This is a genomic window from Enterocloster aldenensis, from assembly GCF_003434055.1.
GTDB lineage: Bacteria > Bacillota > Clostridia > Lachnospirales > Lachnospiraceae > Enterocloster > Enterocloster aldenensis.
Genome location: NZ_QVEX01000006.1, coordinates 66,657 through 83,303 on the forward strand (window position 1 = coordinate 66,657; position 16,647 = coordinate 83,303).

The window sequence follows — 16,647 nt, forward strand, 5'->3', positions numbered from 1 at the left end:
AAGATGCATAATAAATTCATTTACATCTTGTGCAAGATTTCTATATACATCTTACGCAAGATGTAGTATACTATAGTTGCAAGGTTGATAGGCCCCATAGCAACGAGGACGCTTGATGTAGTAGTGAGAATGGGGCTTATCGTCAAGGTAAGTATACCAAATGAATCACAGTTTTGAAAGGGGAAAATGATATGGATATGGGCGCTTATGTAGATGCTGTATTGGCGTGTTATCACTACCATGAAGGTACGGAAGATTATGACTATGATTATGATTGGCTGTCAGATGGCTCAGACAAGGAGGAGGATTCGGAATGACAAAGAAAGAGAAGGAAGTTTTCCGTAAATACAAGGATATGGTTACGGATGATTTATTTGAATCAATGGAAAGCGGTAATGAGCAATCAATCCTGATAGCAAGGACTAAATTCAGTTTGTTGCAGAAACTGGATAAAAGTTTAAAAGAAATAGAGCAAGGGGCCTAGCCCCTTCCCCTTTAATGTGGCCCCCTTGATTGGTGGACGGTTCCCAGCCCGTGAAACACAGAGGAAAGGATTTTTGTTGGTTCGGTCTGTTTGTCAGTGGATATCGAGAAACTGACGGCTGTTATTAGGCAGAGATACTGCCCTCCCAGGTTGATGTAAACGCCCTGGGCGGTACGTTGATAATAGAATAATGAAAGGAAGGATTTATTGATGAAAGCAAAAGTTGTTGGTACTCAAATTCTTAATTTTACAAACCATGACACGGGAGAAATCGTTAAGGGCGTAAAGCTTCACTGCACCTATAAGGACCCGGATGTTAACGGTGAGTTTTGCGAATCATTCTTTGTTCCTGACAGGCTGGAAATTCCTGGTATCTATGATGTTAAGCCTGGTATGGAAGTTGATTTTGAGCGTAACCGTAAAGGTAAGGCTTGCTCATTCAAAATCATGAAATAACTCTCCTGCTGGCTGGTTTCTTCGGTTCCAGCCAGTTCCTAATGGTTGCAATCCCACGTTTCCTTGTCCGCCCATAGTGCCAGATTAGCCCTGCCTGTCATTCGTCATGGTAGCCGATAGGCGTATATGCGCCTACGTTGTGCTGTCCCACGCCAGGGATGGCTTGTAAAACCCCCGTAGGGTAATACGGGGGTACTAAATACATTGGAGGTTGGGATGGAAGGAAACTTAATAACCCTGGATAACGGGTTAGTCGTATCCGTTGACTGGCTGTCGTTCACGGTCATGTCAACGGCTGATGTTGTGGATGTGCTGGATATGTTCGGCTATGTGATGGAGGATTTCACACGGATGCCAAGGGGCGCACGTGGCTACAAGACCATGTTCCGGCTCAATGGCTATTCCCTTTCGGTTCTCTGTGACGGTAATCCCGGCATGGGTATACATATTGATGTGGCTGGCTCCGCCATCGGCGAACTGGTCCGTAGCTTTTCGGAAACTTTGAAAGTGGATACCCCCTTCGGTGAGGGGTATGATATAGATTTTGACAGCACCTTCATGGTGGCTCTCCTGGAACGCATACGGGATAATGGTCATGTTACCAGGATTGATGTGGCGATTGATGATATCGGCTGTAATTATTTTACCACGGATGATGTGTGCGGCCTGTATGGGAATACCCAGATTGTTTCAAAATTCCGCAACATGCGTAATGTTGTTGAATCCGAAGTCTCAGGTAAGAAAACAGGCCATACGGTATACTTCGGTAGCCGTACAAGTGATATATTTTTGAGGGTATACGATAAGCAGTTGGAACGCAACCGTAAGCTGTCCGCATCCGGTACCCATATTGATAATCCCTGGGTGCGCTGGGAACTGGAACTTAAGAATGACCGGGCGGTCAGTGTATCCAAGATGCTTACATCCGGTATCCCCCTGGGTGCTGTAGCTGTTGGTGTTTTGGGGCATTACATGAGGATGATTGAACTTGATGATATCAACCGTTCAAGGTGTTCTACACATTCTGTCTGGGCTGATTTCATGGACGGGATATCGTCACTCAAGATAACGGTCCCAAAGTATGAAAAGACCATGGACGAGAAAAAGACCTGGATAAAAAGACAGGTCATGCCCACCCTTGCCGCTGTCATCCTGGCGGATGGTGGTAGCCTTGAATTTGTGGAAGATAACTTGGAAAACGGTCTAAGCCGCATGAATAAGTCATTATATAAAATGGCAATGGTTGAATTGGGTGGTTGATATAGATTACAACTATCTCGTTAAACTACTGTTTCGCAAATAGTTGCAGACAGGCGCCGTCCGGCGTGAAATTAGAAGTCCGGCGCCTTGCAACTACCACCCTTATGGATGGGTTTTCGCGAAACATTGGGCCGTTTAACGAATAGTTAACAGGGTTTCTATAACATCCATCAATCAATTATCTGAATCAGTATCCATATGGAATAAAATTGAATAATTGAATAAAGGTGGTGTCTGGTATGCCCCCCGTTGCTACTTCTTTGGATGCTTTCACATCCTTTTGGTTATGGTTGCCATATTGCAGGACCTCCTTATTGATAATTAATGCAGGTAATAATTATCAGACTGTACGGAATCCATCTGACATAGTACAGCTTCTCCTGTGAGCTGGTGCGCTGATTTCCTGTGTGTTGATTTCCTGCCTGTGCTGATTCCGGAGTGTCTGCTATATGCCGTTATCAGCTGTTTCATAAAGGCTTGATGATGCAGTCCTATTCCTGCTTATCCCATATCAGGGCCATTTATGAGTTTCGCGAATAGTTGACACCATCCATGGAATAGTTAATACCATCCATGGTAAGCCACCAGACGCAGATTGATTACACTGTCCCCGGCAGTTTTGTATGGATTGTCAGGCTTATTAACATTGCGCTGCTGATAAGTCATTTCCCCATCTTCTCTCCTCTCCTATGTATACACTGTCATCTATGACATTTAAATACCCTAATATCTGCTTTACAGCAGAATGTTTCGGGTTGTTATTGACTTTATCTCCCAATTTGTTATGATTATATGAATGGATTATTAGCACTATTTTAATCTGGAGGTACCACATGCAAAAGAAAATATTTCCAATCATATTGATCGCGGCCCTTCTTGTTTCAAGCCTGGTCTCCCTCTTCTTCATTCATAACCTGCAGGGAAATGCCAAGGTCATAAATTATGCCGGTGTGGTGCGCGGAGCCACACAGCGTCTGATAAAACAGGAGCTGAATCATTTTCCCAACGATGCGCTGATTGGGCAGATAGAAGGCATCCTGGAGGAGCTGCAGACCGGGCAGGGGGAGCATGGACTTACGCGTCTTGACAGTGACGAGTTTCAGGGGCTTATTGTCCGGATGCGTGATGAATGGGAACAGATGAAAGAGGAAATTTATCTTGTGCGCGCGGGCGGGGATACGGATGCCCTCTTCGAGGCCAGCGAAGCATTTTTCGGATTGGCGGACCAGACCGTGGCCACAGCGGAAATGTTTTCTGAAAAAAGCGTTCGTTCTGCACAAAGGAGCATGTTCATCCTGAACTGCGCCTTTGTCCTGCTCATGGTTTTATTATACATATATAGTGCCAACCAGGCAAAGCGTCAAAGGGAACTGGAGAAAGCCGAAGAAGAAAACAGGAAAAGGAAGGAACACCTGTCCCGCATGGCAGAAGGCCTTCGTGGACCCATGAATGATATCCCGGAACTTATCTATGTCTCGGATGTTGAGACCTATGATCTGCTGTTCCTTAATAAGGCAGGCATGGAAACCTTCCATGTGGATTCGCTGGAGGGAAAGAAATGCTACCGGGTCCTTCAGGGAAAGGAAGCGCCCTGCGAATTCTGTACCACTCCTCATCTGAAGGAAGGGGAAAATTACACATGGGAATACACCAATCCCCTGACCAGACGTCATTATATCCTGAAGGACCGCCTGATTGAGTGGGAGGACCGGCCGGCCCGTATGGAAATCGCATTTGATACTACTGAGTCTGAGAAGGAAAAACAGCAGCTGAAGTTTACATTGGATGCAGAAAAAATGGTAACCAACTGTATCAGCGCCTTATATCAGCAAAATGATATCGTGGAAACCACAACACAGGTATTGCGTATGTTCGGAAGTTTCCTGTCAGCGGACCGTACTTATATCATATATATCAGGGATGGGCTGATGTACAATGATTATGAATGGTGTGCCGACGGCATATTGCCTCAGAAAGAATATCTTCAGGCGCTCCCCCTTTCCCTGATTGAGAGATGGATTACATATTTTAACCGGAAGGAATGCATCATCATAAAGGATTTGGGACAGCTTAAGGATTCGGAGCCGGATGAATACAGGATACTGCATGGGCAGTCCATATCCAGCCTTGTGGCAGCGCCCTTGGAAGAAGATGGAAAACTGCTTGGATATCTTGGGGTTGACAATCCTCCTCCGGAACGGATCATGAATATAGCCCCGCTGCTTCAGACCCTGTGCTATTTCCTTCTTCTGGCCCGCCGCCATGCGGAAAGCCAGCGGCAGCTGTCCCACATGAGCTATTTTGATACGCTTACCTCCTTCTATAACAGGAACCGTTACATAGAGGACACGAATGCCCTGGCCTATACAGGCAGACCGGTCGGCATTGCTTATCTGGATGTAAATGGATTAAAGGACATCAACGACCAGTACGGACATGAATATGGCGATAAGGTGCTGGTGGAATGCGCCAGGCGCATGAGATCAGTGTTTATGGGCGCTGACTTTTATAGGATAGGCGGCGATGAGTTTGTGATTATCTGTCCAGGCATGGAAAAGGATGTTTTTCACAGCAAGCTCCGGGAACTAAAGGCACAATTCCAGAATGACCCTCATTATCAGGCAGCTATCGGCTCCCAGTGGACGCACAAGGTTGAGAACCTAAGCCAGATCATTGCCAATGCTGATGCTGAAATGTATGAAGATAAAAAGGAATTTTACCGCACACACCCTGTCTCCCACCGTTACCGCCATCACAGTGACGAAATCCTGCACCTGGCAGACCCGTCCGTGCTTCAGGAAGAAATTGACCAGAACCATTTTGTGGTTTACCTGCAGCCTAAGATTTCCTCCTCTGACCGTTCGGCAGTGGGCGCCGAGGCCCTTATCCGCTATCGTTCCAAGTCAGACACACTGGTCCTTCCGGGGAATTTCCTTCCTCTGCTGGAGGAGGCCGAGTCCATCAGCCTCATTGATTTTTATGTGTTCAGGTTTGTGTGCGCAAAGCTGAAGGGATGGATTGACAATGGCAGGCAGGCATTTCCCGTTTCCGTGAACTTCTCCACCGCGTCCCTGATGCAGCCCTCCTTTGTTGAGCAGCTTACGGCTATCTGCAGTTCCTACCATATATCTCCCAGATATATGCAGATTGAAGTGACGGAACGGGTGCATGACATGGAAGGTCTGGATATTAAATATCTTATATCAAAGCTGCGCCAGGCCGGCTTTACGGTCGCCATTGATGATTTTGGAACCGAGTATGCGAATCTGGCCCTTTTGTCAGAGGTGGAATTTGATGTGCTGAAACTGGATAAGAGCATGATAGATAATATCTCCAGTAATCCAAAGACAAAGGCGGTTGTGGAATCCATCTCGGAAATCTGTACCAAGCTGGGAATCGATATGGTGGCCGAGGGGATTGAAACAGAAGAACAGTTTTCAACCCTGCGCTCCTGCGGCGTGGGTCTGGCACAGGGATTCCTGTTCAGCAGGCCTATTTCCACGGATGAGTATGAAGAACGGTATCTGAACACAACGATTGACAAGTGAGGCATTGATTTAAATGAGCAATTTATCATACCACGAACAGATAGACAGGGAGAATATATTAAAGCTGCGGGGATTGGTCAGGGATCTGCCCCCCTTTTGCAGTGACTTTTTCCGTGGCATAGAACCCAGGACTTCCTCCAGGACGCGGATTGCATACGCCTATGATCTTCATGTATTCTTTGATTTCCTGCACCGGGAGAATCCCATGCTGTCCAAACTGGAAATAAGGGATATTGCCCTGGAGCACCTGGACCAGCTGTCAGTTACGGATTTTGAGGAATATATGGAATACCTTAAGTACCGCTTCAATGATAAAAAGCAGGAAGTCATGAACAAAGAACGTGGAATCATGAGAAAGATTTCCTCCCTGAAAAGCTTTTATAATTATTTTTACCGCAATGAACGCATCAAAAATAATCCTGCTGCCCTTGTGCAGCTTCCAAAACTTCATGAAAAGGAAATCATACGTCTGGACATTGATGAGGTTGCCCTGCTTTTAGATGAGGTGGAACAGGGAGAAAAATTAACGGATAAGCAGAAGTCTTATCACCAGAAGACAAAAGTCCGTGATTTGGCCCTGCTTACCCTTCTGCTTGGCACGGGTATCCGCGTATCTGAATGTGTGGGGCTTAATATTGCCGATATAGATTTTAAAAATGGCGGAATCCGCATCTACCGCAAAGGCGGCAAAGAAGTGACCGTATATTTTGGGACAGAGGTGGAGGATGCCCTTTTGGACTACCTGGAAGAACGGGACCGCATCATCCCGGAAAAAGGCCATGAAGACGCCCTCTTCCTCTCCCTTCAGCGCAGACGTATGGCGGTCCGCAGTGTGGAGAACCTGGTGAAAAAGTATGCCAGGATTGTTTCTCCCCTGAAACCTATTACCCCCCATAAACTGCGAAGTACATATGGCACCAACCTGTACCGTGAAACGGGGGATATCTATCTGGTGGCAGATGTTCTCGGCCACTCAGATGTAAATACCACGAAGCGCCATTATGCGGCCCTGGAGGATGAGCGCAGGCGCAGCGCCCGGAATAAGGTAAGGCTTAGGGAAAAGTAATCTTCACAAATATAAAATGAATTCACTCCCCTGCCCCGCCCTGCTGTGCACCTGGATGGTCCCTCTGTGTTTCTCCACAATATCCTTCACAAGGGCCAGTCCCAGCCCTGCCCCTCCAATGGACCGCGACCGCGACTGGTCAACCCTGTAAAAGGGTTCAAAAATACGCTCACACTCTTCTTTTGGGATTCCGATACCTGTATCCTCTATTTTTATGATGACGTCCTCCTGCTGCTGGCTGGCCGAGATAAATATGGAGCCGTTTTCACGGTTATATTTTGCTGCATTTTCAACCAGATTACTCATTGCCCTGTAAAGCATGGTGCGGTTCCCAGTCAGCTTTATGCCTGACAGGCTGCTAAGGGACACGGACAGGTGCTTTGCATTCAGCTGAGCGGACAGTTCTTCCAGGATTTCCGCAAACATTTCATCTACCGGCACTTCCTCACACATTTCACTGCTCTTCTCTGTTGTCAGCTGGAACAGATTGTCCACCAGACGGATCATCCGCTCCGTGTTGGTCCTGACAATTGACAGCACCCGTTCCATCTGGGCTGCCGAAGCCTTTTCCTCCATGTCCAGCACATCCAGGTTCACCAGCATGGTTGCAAGGGGGGTCTTAAGTTCATGGGCAGCGCTGGCTGAAAAACGCTGCTGGCGCTCAAAGGAGGCGCTGACGTTGTCCATCATATGATTAAAGGAACCTGCAAGCTGTCCAATTTCATCCGCCCTGTCCTGATGTTCCACACGGCGGGACAGGTTATTGCCTCCAATCTCTTCAATGGTATCCGTCAGCTCCCCCAGCGGCTTCAGCGCTTTCCCGGCCATGAGCCAGGTTGCGCCTGTTCCCAGGAAAAGCATGAGGACCAGGCCGGCAACTCCCCATAGATTGAACCGGTTGCCGGCCTGCTTTATGGTAAATGTCATTTCCCCTGGATCTGTCTCAGCCGGGACTGCGGTGGATACAACAATATCGTATTCATCTGACTGGGTAACAAAGTACTGCTATTTCCTCTCCTCCCCGCCAATGAGATAACCGGCTCCACGGATATTCCTTATGATATCATCCTTGGTAACTGCAAGCAGCTTGCGGCGGATGACGCTGATATAAACCTTGACCTGATTGGAAAATGGGTCTGCCTCGCTGTCCCACACATGTTCCATCAGTTCCTCGGCGCTTACCGGTCTGCCCATATGCATCATCAGATATTCGAGTATGGCAAATTCACGCATGGTCAGCTCCAGCGGAATGCCGTTACAGCTCGCGGTCCTTGCATTTGTATCCAGGCAAAGGCCGCCCCACATCAGGGCGGCGTCTGCCTGGGTGAAAGAACGCCGGAGCAGCATACGGATACGCGCCTCCAGTTCCTGGAAATGAAAGGGCTTGGTAAGATAATCGCTTGCACCGCTGTCCAATCCCGCTATCTTGTCTGTTAGTTCTGAGCGGGCGGAAAGTATCAGTACCTTTGTATGGTTTTCCAGGGATTGTATGTGCCTGAGGACTTTCATTCCATCCATGCCCGGTAGGTTCAGGTCAAGTACCACCAGATCATAGCGGTTGATATAACACAGATGGACAGCTTCTGCACCGTCACCCGAGGAGTCCACGGCATAACCGCGTTTCCTCAGTCCGCAGCATAACGCTTCCCTCATATCATCCTCATCCTCCACAATTAAAAGCCTCATTGCATACCATATCCTTCCATCCGCTTATTTATGTTCCATACGGTTAATTGACGGAAACTCCCCTGGACTGGGTAACATAGACCCTGCTGCCATCTGCCATCTCGAAATAGCGGTTGCCATTTCCATCGGTTTTCTGAGGCGGCAGCTTTTTACCGGTATCCGTATTATCTGCCCGCACAATGGAAACCGTGCTCCCATTTTCCGTATCATAGTACTGGACCCCATTTCCATTATTTCCTAAGTCAGGTAAGGTCATGTTCATGTCTGTCTCTCTGCCGTCAGCCTCTTTTACTGTTACGGTATAAATCTCCTGTTTTGCCTCTGCTGCAAATGCGGGAATCCCAAGGGCTGCGGTTGCAATGGCTGTAACGGCCAGACATGTCATCATTTTGTGTTTCATCATAATCTGTTACCTCCGGTTTATATTGTTTTTTTATGGCTGCTGCAATGTGATCACGCATTCATTATATACAATATAAGGTTAAAACACGGTTAGAAATCCATGTTCCGGATCAAAAAACTATCTTGCAGAAAAGGTGACGGTAAAAACAGTACCCTTGCCCAACGTGCTTTCCACCCAGACAGAACCACCCATGGACTCGGCCGTCGTCTTCACGATATACAGGCCCAGGCCGCTGGAACCGTCCTTTTCCCCGCTCTCCGGCGTATGGCGCAGCCCATTGTAGATTAAATTGTCCAATATGCTCCAGATTTTGTTTTTGTCAATTTTAAGCTCCAGCCTATGATTAGATTGGACCAGGAAGGTAATCCCTTTATCCCGCACCAGGTCGCCGTACTTCCTGTCCGCCTCCTCGATAAGGAATCCGGCACATACCCACTCCGGATGATAGACAATGGTTCCGCATTCCATGCGGGTAACCTCAAACAGGTTGTGGATGAGCCGCTGAAGGTCCAGGTTCTTGTGATAGGCAATGCCGAGGTATTCCGTCCTCTCCTGTTCACTGGAAGCAATCATATCATCTCCCAGCAGCTCCAGATAATTATTGAGCACGGTCAGGGGCGTCTTAAGGTCATGGGAAATGTTGCCGATCATTTCCTGAAGTGCTGTCTGGGAGGCTTTCAGCTGTTGGTTGGCATGGTTCAGCTGGGCCGTGCGCTGTTTAACCAGCTCCTCCAGGTTGGCATTGATCCGCTCCGCCTCATCGTGGGCCTGGACATAGCTGCGCGACAGCATGACCATTCCTACTGCGGTGCAGCCGGCAGATAGGTGTCCAACACCGTCTTATCCTTGCGCACTACCAGTCCGCTGCCGCCTGTATGTTTCACATCCTCCGCCATACTCACAAGAAGAAGGGGCGTGGGCTGATTGGGGTCTGCTGTATAGACGGCAAACCATCCCAGTTCCGTTCCGCTGGTATCGGTCTTGGAGGCCTTGATTTCCGCTGTCCCGGTCTTGCCTGCAAGAGTAAGGTCCTCCCTGTATGCGGCCCGCCCCGTGCCTTCTGGGGAAGACACCACCTGCTTAAGGGAATTTTCAATCCGCTCCGTGATTTCCGGTGAAAATGCACCGGGAAGCCATACCTCCGGTTCCATATCTTTATCATGGACCAGGCGGGGTTTTATCACATCTCCCCGATTGGGGAACATGGTATAGAGGGAGGCCAGATGGATAGGATTAACCAATATCTGGCCCTGTCCGTAACCGCTGTCCGCCAGCTGTATTTCTGTCTCAATGCGGTCCGTATTGGAGTACTGGGATTTGGCCACCGAGATTTCAAAGGGAAGGTCCTGGTTAAAGCCCAGGCGGTCAAGTCCGGAGGCAAAGGCATCATATCCGGTTTCCAGTGCAGCCTTTGCAAAGTAAATATTGTCGGACAGCACCATGGCATGTTCCAGCGTGGCCGGATTGGTGTTGTGGAGTGTGGTCACATGATAATTGCCCCAGCTTTCGTCCTTTTGCCAGCTCAGCCCCTCCTCGCCATAATCGCGGTCCGGGTCCAGGGTTCCTGCATCCAGGCCAATGGCGCCGGTTATGGGTTTAAAGGAGGAACCAGGGGCAAACCTTTGCCTGAAGCGGTTCAGCAGCGGATTGCGCACATCCTCGTTCAGCGCGGTCCACTTTTCCTGGGACATACCCAGTATGAAGTCATTGTTGTCATAGGACGGCGTGCTCACAAGGGCCAGCACCTCACCTGTATAAGGATTCATGGCAACAGAACAGCTTTTATCCTCTTTAAATGCCTGGTATATGGCGCTTTGGAGATTGCTGTCTATGGTAAGGGTAATGTTTTTACCGTCCTGCTTGGGGATGGCTGCCAGCACCCGGTTCATGGAACCGTCTTCCCGGATGATGGCAACCGTACAGCCATTGGTGCCCCGCAGTTCATTTTCAAACAAAGCCTCCATGCCGCTGCGCCCGATAACGCTGTCGGTCAGATATCCTTCCCCGGCATGTTTTTCCAGGTCCTCTGCCGTTACGTTCTGCACATATCCTATCAGGTGGGAGGCCTGCTCCCCAAGGGGATAAGAACGGACCGGCGTATCCGTAATCATGACACCCGGGATGGTCAGGAGCTCATCCTGAAGGGCGCGGTTTAGCAGGTTCTCCTCCCCTGGCTCCCCGGACTTAAGATTTAACTCATCGACCTTTTTAAGGGTCTTTAAGGGGACCAGGGAGTCGCCTTTGACCCATTTCGCGCCAAGCTTTTTTTCAATGCTTTCCGTGGAAATACCCAGAAGGGAGGAAATGCGTTCCATGTCCGAGGCAGGCTCAGCGCTCATCCTGCCAGGTACAAGACCTACCAGGGATGCGGCGCCCCGGCCTGCCAGAAGCGTTCCATTTCTGTCATAAATTTCCCCGCGTTCAGCCTTTTCCGTATACACGCGGACCTTGTCTGTCTTGCTGAACTCAGGGAATATGACCCGGTCATTCCAGGACATATGGTAATATCCCTCTTCATTCCTTATAAAGGTCACCTGATTGGGGAATGAGACTGCCCCCGCCACTGTATTAAGGCTCATCTGGTAAGTTACCACAGCCACATTTTCCTGGGGTTCCTCCACGCTTTTGATGTCAGCCTGGATATGGGAGGCCTCAATGCCTTCATAGATGTTCTGGTTGCGCGCAGTGAAATCCTCCAGGCTTATCTCATGGCGGCTCTGGTCGTCCAGCATATCATACATTTTCCCGTAGCTGCCCTCGGACAGGCAGGAAATGTACCGGACAAACAATTCATCCGGCTTTGGGATGGCCGCCTGTTTCCTGGCCTGTATATAATAGTAGGATGCGCCGCCCATGCCGGCGCCTGCCAGCACAATCAGCACAAGGACCAGTATGAGGCCCTTTCCCCGCCGTATTCCCTTTTGGCGGCTCCATTTTTTCCTGCTTCTTCTCCTGCTTCCTGTCATTTAATGCCTCCCATGGTTTTTGTCGTCATAGAGTAAGTAGCGGATTAATATTAATCCAAGTCCGCCCACAATCCCCATCAATACGTACAGAAGTCCCATTTCTGCGGTTCCTTTTCCGCCGCCCCATCCCTGGCTTACAAAAGGATCCTTAAATTGGCTGGTGATATCATTCCCATCCTTGTTAAGGAGCTGGATTTCCCCGGCTGACAGGCGGATCCGTGCATTGTCCTCCAGGCCCAGTTCTTGCCGCAGCTCCTTTATGTCCTTAAGCCATAAGAAATCCGGCTCCTCTATCTGATAGACCTGTTCATGGGTGGTCTCCTTTGCAGACCCTTCCACGGATGATACGTACGTGATACGGAATGCATCCATATCCTGGCAGCCGTGACCGGCCAGTGCCAGCAGTTCCAGATTGCTACCCTTGACCCGCAGCTGTTCCGCATAGATCCCGGCTGTGTATGGAAATGGATTGAGGCTTGCATCGGACAGACGGTATTTGCCATTGATTCCCTGTATCAGATGGACGAGGCCATGGATGTTATCCCTGTCTTCAGCGCCATAGAAAATAAAAAGATGTTTTTTTACCTTCCCTGATGCAATCACATGCAGCGGGTCACCGGGCCGGACCGAATGCAGGCTGTTGTTCCCGTCTGTATCTATTATATAATCAGCCGCCGCCTCCATCTGCCCTTTGGCAGTATCGGCATAATGGAATTCCGAATCATACAGCACCCATAGGATCATAAGGGTGGCTGCAGCGGTAATGGCGGCAAAAAGACGCCGTGACCTGTTATCCGGTTGTCTGTTAGTGGTTTCAGGCATGATAAAATCCCTCCTTGCTGTTGGTTTTCCAATCATGTACAGGTATGGTATATGATACCCGCTATATCAGGCCGCTGCCTGCCGCCCTTACCTTGCGCACCTTTCCCTTAATGGTTTTTGACTGAAGCTGCTCCAGCACCATGGGACCCTTCTGGTTCAGTATCTCCACATAGGTCAGGCTTTCCCTGACATCAATGATTCCGATATCCTCTGCCGCCACCCCGTCAATGCTGCATATGGTTCCCACAATATCCCCTGTGCGCATCTTGGATTTCCTGCCGCCGCCAATGGACAGGCGCAGGATGGAATGGTTCAGGGCCGCGTCCCTGCCTGCCCTGGGCTCTGCTTTTTTCCGCTGGAGCGCCCAGAATGCCTTTTCCTCTGCCTCGTCCGGCTCAGGCAGCGGCAGGAGCGGCAGGGCGGCGTCCATATATTCCTCCACCTTATTAAGCATCCTCAGCTCATCCACGGTCACAAGGCTGGCGGCCCGTCCGGCCTGTCCGTTCCTGCCGGTCCGGCCAATCCGGTGCACATAGGTTTCACGCCCCGTAGGGAAATCATAGTTCACCACCAGGGAAATGCCTTCAAAGTCAATGCCCCTGGCAGCCACGTCTGTGGCAATCAGGTACCGGAACCCGCCCCGGCGGAATGCATCCACATGCTTAAGCCTCTCCGCCTGCTCCATTTCCCCGTGGATCATACCGCAGAAAATGCGGTCCCTCCGCAGTTTCTGGAACAGTACGTTGACCATCTCCCGGGTTCCGCAGAATATCATGCATCTGTCCGGATTTTCCTTAATCAGAATGTTTTTAAACCCACCATACTTTTCTTCCTGCAAAACCTGATACACGGACTGTTCGATTGCAGGCGGCGCCTTCACCTCATCCTCCATGGAAATGAACACTGCTTCTGACACAGCCGCCTCCGTCAGTTCCTGTACCCGCCCGTCCAGTGTGGCTGAGAACAGGAAGGTGGTCCTGTGGTTTGGAAGCATGGAAAGGATTTGCTGTACGTCCTCCAGAAATCCCATGTCCAGCATCAGATCCGCCTCGTCAATCACCAGGAAACGTACCGTTGAAAGACAAAGGCTGCCCCTGCGCAGGTGGTCCATGACGCGTCCCGGTGTGCCCACCACGATATGGGATTTCTGTTTCAGGGTCCGGATCTGCTTGTCAATGGGAAAACCTCCGAACACAGCCGGGACCTTGAGCCGCTTCTTCCTTCCCACCTGGAAGAGTTCGCGGCTTACCTGTACGGCCAGCTCCCTGGTCGGCTCCAGTACAAGGGCCTGGGGAAGGTTCTCCTCCCACACGGCCTTTTCACAGATCGGGACGGCAAAGGCCAGTGTCTTGCCCGTGCCGGTCTGGGAACGGGCAGCGATATCCCGCCCATTCAGGGCCGCCGGGATCACGGCTTCCTGGATAGGTGTAGGCGTCGTGTATCCCAGCAGTGTCAGTGCGTCAAGGATGGGCTGCGATAAATTGTATGCTGCAAATTGATTTGTCATATGGTCCTCTTTCTATAGTCCTCTGTTGTCCACAATCAACATGTTTAATTTCTGCCATTTCTGTAGTTCCTTCTTGGTGATAAGGAGCTGCTGTTTAAAGCGTTCCGTGTGCTCCTGGGGCGTCAGGGTCACAAGGCATTTGAATGCGCAGGGCATGAAATCAGCGCTGGAAATCCCGCACAGCAGCCCATCCGTGGAATCACGGATTTCCAGGGGATTGAAGATATAGAGCAGATCCTCCTCCAGGGCATTGCACTGGTTCACAAAGGAAAAACGTATCAGCATATCACTGTAGACCACCTTGCCTGTATAATAGATCTCACTGCTCCTGCCCGTGGGCGTCACTGCGCTGATGGACAGGGTTGCCTCAAAGTTGCCCGGTGAGTTTTCCCTCTCATATATATCGATAATCCCATCCTTCAGCCTTTTATAACGGCCGTCATAAAAATAGAAATACAGCCGTTTGGCCTGGTAAAAGGGGCTTTTGGCAGAATGGTTCAGGGGCTGCTTCGCGGTCTTTGGGACCGGCGGGTTAAAATCCATCAGCTGGCCAGGGCTGACCATCAGCACATCCGCTATCTCAGACAAGGTTTCCACGTCCAGCGTGATCTCACCATTTTCATATTTGCTCACACTGGCCCGGCTTTTGTGAATCAGATCCGCCAATTGCTGCAGGGTCAGTTCCCTGGCCTTCCTGTACATGCGGATGCGCCCGCCAATATGTTCATTGATCCTGCTCATGATTCCTCCTGAAAGTTTCTTTAGAATATATCATCATCCATATGGGATGTGTCCAGTTTCCTATCATACACCATCCTTCCGGATAATTCTACTCTAAATAAACTTTTAGGCAAAAAAGTTTATTGAAATGAAACACGGGCACATTTGATTTATAAAGTAATTCTGATAAACTATTTGAGGTTTTCCTTATGAGGTTATCCTTTAAGCTTAATCATAAACATGAGAAAAAACATTCAATCAAAAATATTCAATAGAAAACATAAGAAGAAACAGGGGGATTTTATGGATACCAAAAAGAAAAGCAGTTTCAGCGGCTCCATCGGTTTTGTTTTATCCGCGGCCGGAAGTGCGGTTGGGGTGGGAAATATATGGCGGTTTCCTTATCTGGCGGCTAAGGACGGGGGCGGCTTGTTCCTGATCATCTATCTGGTGCTGGTACTCACCTTTGGATTTACGCTTCTGACCACGGACGTTACCATTGGAAGGAAGACAAAGCAGAATGCACTTAAGGCATTTGGGGCCATCAATAAAAAATGGAATTTCCTGGGTTATCTCACCTTCCTGGTCCCTGCCCTGATCATGACCTACTATTCCGTAATTGGGGGCTGGGTCACGAAATACATTGTCACTTACATGACTGCCCGGGGCGCGGAGGCTGCAAAGGATGGATATTTCACATCCTTCATCACATCCAAGGCCTCGCCCATCTTTTTCATGCTGATTTTCCTGGCTGCAACCGCCTTTATCGTGTACCGGGGCGTGGAGAAAGGGATTGAGCAGTTTTCCAGAATCATCATGCCGGGATTGATTTTCATGATTATGGGCATTGCGCTTTTCTCCCTTACCCTCAAGTATACGGATGGGAACGGGGTCACACGTACAGGCCTTCAGGGACTGGGGGTATATATCATCCCCAGCCTGGACGGGATTACATTAAAGCGCTTCCTGGAAATCCTCCTGGACGCCATGAGCCAGCTGTTCTTTTCCTTAAGCGTTTCCATGGGAATCATGATTACATACGGTTCCTATGTGAAAAAGGAGGTTAACCTGAACCGCTCCTTAAGCCAGATTGAATTTTTTGACACAGGTGTTGCGTTCCTGGCCGGGCTTATGATTATTCCCGCTGTGTTCGTGTTCTCCGGAACCGAAGGCATGGCGTCCGGCCCAAGCCTGATGTTTGTGTCCCTTCCAAAGGTCTTTAACTCCATGGGCCGGGCCGGCGCCCTGATTGGCCTTGTATTTTTCATCATGGTGGCATTTGCAGCCCTGACCTCCTGTATCTCCATTATGGAGACACTGGTTGCCAACTGCATGGAGCTGTTCCACAAGTCCCGCCAACAGATGAGCCTGCTCATTGGCATCCTGTTCGCAGGCGCCGCCGGGGTCATCTGTATGGGTTACAATATTTTTTACTTTGAAATGCCTCTGCCAAACGGACAGACCGCCCAGCTGCTGGATTTGATGGATTATATCAGCAACAGCTTCCTGATGCCGTTCATCTCATTGCTGACCTGCATCTTTGTGGGATGGGTCATCAAACCGGCCTGGATTGATGAAGAGATGGAAGTAAATGGGAATGTATTCAGACGCAAGAAGATGTATGCATTTATGATACGCTATGTGACGCCAATCATGATGGCAGTCCTGTTTTTACAGTCAGCCGGTATTTTTACCATGATCCGCGGTTTATTTTGCCCAATATAGTGAT

General features: G+C 49.5%; 15 protein-coding genes. 7 read left to right on the forward strand and 8 right to left on the reverse strand.

Features of this window, described 5'->3' with window-relative positions:
- The first annotated feature begins 191 nt into the window (after positions 1-191).
- From DWX59_RS29620 to DWX59_RS13815, 6 genes are all read left to right on the forward strand, one after another.
- Positions 192-317 (forward strand): hypothetical protein, encoded by a 126-nt coding sequence (locus DWX59_RS29620; protein ID WP_268878108.1) that lies wholly within the window; start codon positions 192-194, stop codon positions 315-317.
- Positions 314-484, forward strand: coding sequence for a hypothetical protein (locus DWX59_RS28720; RefSeq protein WP_166460227.1), 171 nt, complete (start codon positions 314-316; stop codon positions 482-484). The genes DWX59_RS29620 and DWX59_RS28720 overlap by 4 nt, the downstream gene beginning before the upstream one ends.
- Positions 485-694: 210 nt before the next feature.
- Positions 695-940 carry a hypothetical protein gene (locus DWX59_RS13800; RefSeq protein WP_117559814.1) on the forward strand — a complete coding sequence of 82 codons (246 nt, stop codon included), beginning with the start codon at positions 695-697 and terminating at the stop codon, positions 938-940.
- A gap of 216 nt (positions 941-1,156) precedes the next feature.
- The gene (locus DWX59_RS13805; RefSeq protein WP_117559815.1) at positions 1,157-2,200 is read left to right on the forward strand and encodes a replication initiation factor domain-containing protein; all 1,044 of its coding nucleotides are present in this window, start codon (positions 1,157-1,159) and stop codon (positions 2,198-2,200) included.
- 833 nt (positions 2,201-3,033) lie between these two features.
- Positions 3,034-5,748 (forward strand): sensor domain-containing phosphodiesterase, encoded by a 2,715-nt coding sequence (locus DWX59_RS13810; protein ID WP_117559816.1) that lies wholly within the window; start codon positions 3,034-3,036, stop codon positions 5,746-5,748.
- Between the two features lie 13 nt (positions 5,749-5,761).
- The gene (locus tag DWX59_RS13815) at positions 5,762-6,814 is read left to right on the forward strand and encodes a tyrosine-type recombinase/integrase (RefSeq protein WP_117559817.1); all 1,053 of its coding nucleotides are present in this window, start codon (positions 5,762-5,764) and stop codon (positions 6,812-6,814) included.
- Positions 6,815-6,817: 3 nt separating this feature from the next.
- Here DWX59_RS13815 and DWX59_RS13820 read toward each other — a convergent pair whose 3' ends face one another.
- From DWX59_RS13820 to DWX59_RS13855, 8 genes are all read right to left on the reverse strand, one after another.
- A complete protein-coding gene (locus DWX59_RS13820) occupies positions 6,818-7,741 on the reverse strand; it encodes a HAMP domain-containing sensor histidine kinase (RefSeq protein ID WP_235845050.1) in 924 nt (307 codons plus the stop codon).
- Positions 7,742-7,819: 78 nt separating this feature from the next.
- Positions 7,820-8,500 (reverse strand): response regulator transcription factor, encoded by a 681-nt coding sequence (locus tag DWX59_RS13825; protein WP_117559819.1) that lies wholly within the window; start codon positions 8,498-8,500, stop codon positions 7,820-7,822.
- A gap of 43 nt (positions 8,501-8,543) precedes the next feature.
- On the reverse strand, positions 8,544-8,903 hold the full coding sequence (locus tag DWX59_RS13830; protein WP_117559820.1) for a hypothetical protein: 360 nt from the start codon (positions 8,901-8,903) through the stop codon (positions 8,544-8,546).
- A gap of 117 nt (positions 8,904-9,020) precedes the next feature.
- On the reverse strand, positions 9,021-9,701 hold the full coding sequence (locus DWX59_RS13835) for a sensor histidine kinase (RefSeq protein ID WP_235845051.1): 681 nt from the start codon (positions 9,699-9,701) through the stop codon (positions 9,021-9,023).
- A 2-nt stretch (positions 9,702-9,703) separates the two neighbouring features.
- Entirely contained in the window at positions 9,704-11,869 is a 2,166-nt protein-coding gene (locus DWX59_RS13840) for a penicillin-binding transpeptidase domain-containing protein (RefSeq protein WP_409337935.1), read from the reverse strand.
- Positions 11,870-12,691, reverse strand: a complete 822-nt coding sequence (locus tag DWX59_RS13845) for a hypothetical protein (protein ID WP_117559821.1) — start codon at positions 12,689-12,691, stop codon at positions 11,870-11,872.
- A 61-nt stretch (positions 12,692-12,752) separates the two neighbouring features.
- The gene (locus tag DWX59_RS13850; protein ID WP_117559822.1) at positions 12,753-14,198 is read right to left on the reverse strand and encodes a DEAD/DEAH box helicase; all 1,446 of its coding nucleotides are present in this window, start codon (positions 14,196-14,198) and stop codon (positions 12,753-12,755) included.
- 12 nt (positions 14,199-14,210) lie between these two features.
- Entirely contained in the window at positions 14,211-14,939 is a 729-nt protein-coding gene (locus tag DWX59_RS13855; protein WP_117559823.1) for a helix-turn-helix domain-containing protein, read from the reverse strand.
- A 282-nt stretch (positions 14,940-15,221) separates the two neighbouring features.
- Here DWX59_RS13855 and DWX59_RS13860 point away from each other — a divergent pair, with 282 nt between their 5' ends.
- Positions 15,222-16,643, forward strand: a complete 1,422-nt coding sequence (locus tag DWX59_RS13860; protein WP_117559824.1) for a sodium-dependent transporter — start codon at positions 15,222-15,224, stop codon at positions 16,641-16,643.
- Positions 16,644-16,647: the final 4 nt, after the last annotated feature.

Excerpts from the sequence above, each read along its gene's own strand:
- DWX59_RS29620 (WP_268878108.1), top strand. The coding sequence starts at position 192 with ATGGATATGGGCGCTTATGTAGATGCTGTATTGGCGTGTTATCACTAC.
- DWX59_RS13840 (WP_409337935.1), bottom strand. The coding sequence starts at position 11,869 with ATGACAGGAAGCAGGAGAAGAAGCAGGAAAAAATGGAGCCGCCAAAAG.
- DWX59_RS13830 (WP_117559820.1), bottom strand. The coding sequence starts at position 8,903 with ATGATGAAACACAAAATGATGACATGTCTGGCCGTTACAGCCATTGCA.
- DWX59_RS13800 (WP_117559814.1), top strand. The coding sequence starts at position 695 with ATGAAAGCAAAAGTTGTTGGTACTCAAATTCTTAATTTTACAAACCAT.
- DWX59_RS13835 (WP_235845051.1), bottom strand. The coding sequence starts at position 9,701 with ATGGTCATGCTGTCGCGCAGCTATGTCCAGGCCCACGATGAGGCGGAG.
- DWX59_RS13845 (WP_117559821.1), bottom strand. The coding sequence starts at position 12,691 with ATGCCTGAAACCACTAACAGACAACCGGATAACAGGTCACGGCGTCTT.
- DWX59_RS13850 (WP_117559822.1), bottom strand. The coding sequence starts at position 14,198 with ATGACAAATCAATTTGCAGCATACAATTTATCGCAGCCCATCCTTGAC.
- DWX59_RS13860 (WP_117559824.1), top strand. The coding sequence starts at position 15,222 with ATGGATACCAAAAAGAAAAGCAGTTTCAGCGGCTCCATCGGTTTTGTT.
- DWX59_RS28720 (WP_166460227.1), top strand. The coding sequence starts at position 314 with ATGACAAAGAAAGAGAAGGAAGTTTTCCGTAAATACAAGGATATGGTT.
- DWX59_RS13820 (WP_235845050.1), bottom strand. The coding sequence starts at position 7,741 with ATGACATTTACCATAAAGCAGGCCGGCAACCGGTTCAATCTATGGGGA.
- DWX59_RS13855 (WP_117559823.1), bottom strand. The coding sequence starts at position 14,939 with ATGAGCAGGATCAATGAACATATTGGCGGGCGCATCCGCATGTACAGG.
- DWX59_RS13805 (WP_117559815.1), top strand. The coding sequence starts at position 1,157 with ATGGAAGGAAACTTAATAACCCTGGATAACGGGTTAGTCGTATCCGTT.
- DWX59_RS13815 (WP_117559817.1), top strand. The coding sequence starts at position 5,762 with ATGAGCAATTTATCATACCACGAACAGATAGACAGGGAGAATATATTA.
- DWX59_RS13810 (WP_117559816.1), top strand. The coding sequence starts at position 3,034 with ATGCAAAAGAAAATATTTCCAATCATATTGATCGCGGCCCTTCTTGTT.
- DWX59_RS13825 (WP_117559819.1), bottom strand. The coding sequence starts at position 8,500 with ATGAGGCTTTTAATTGTGGAGGATGAGGATGATATGAGGGAAGCGTTA.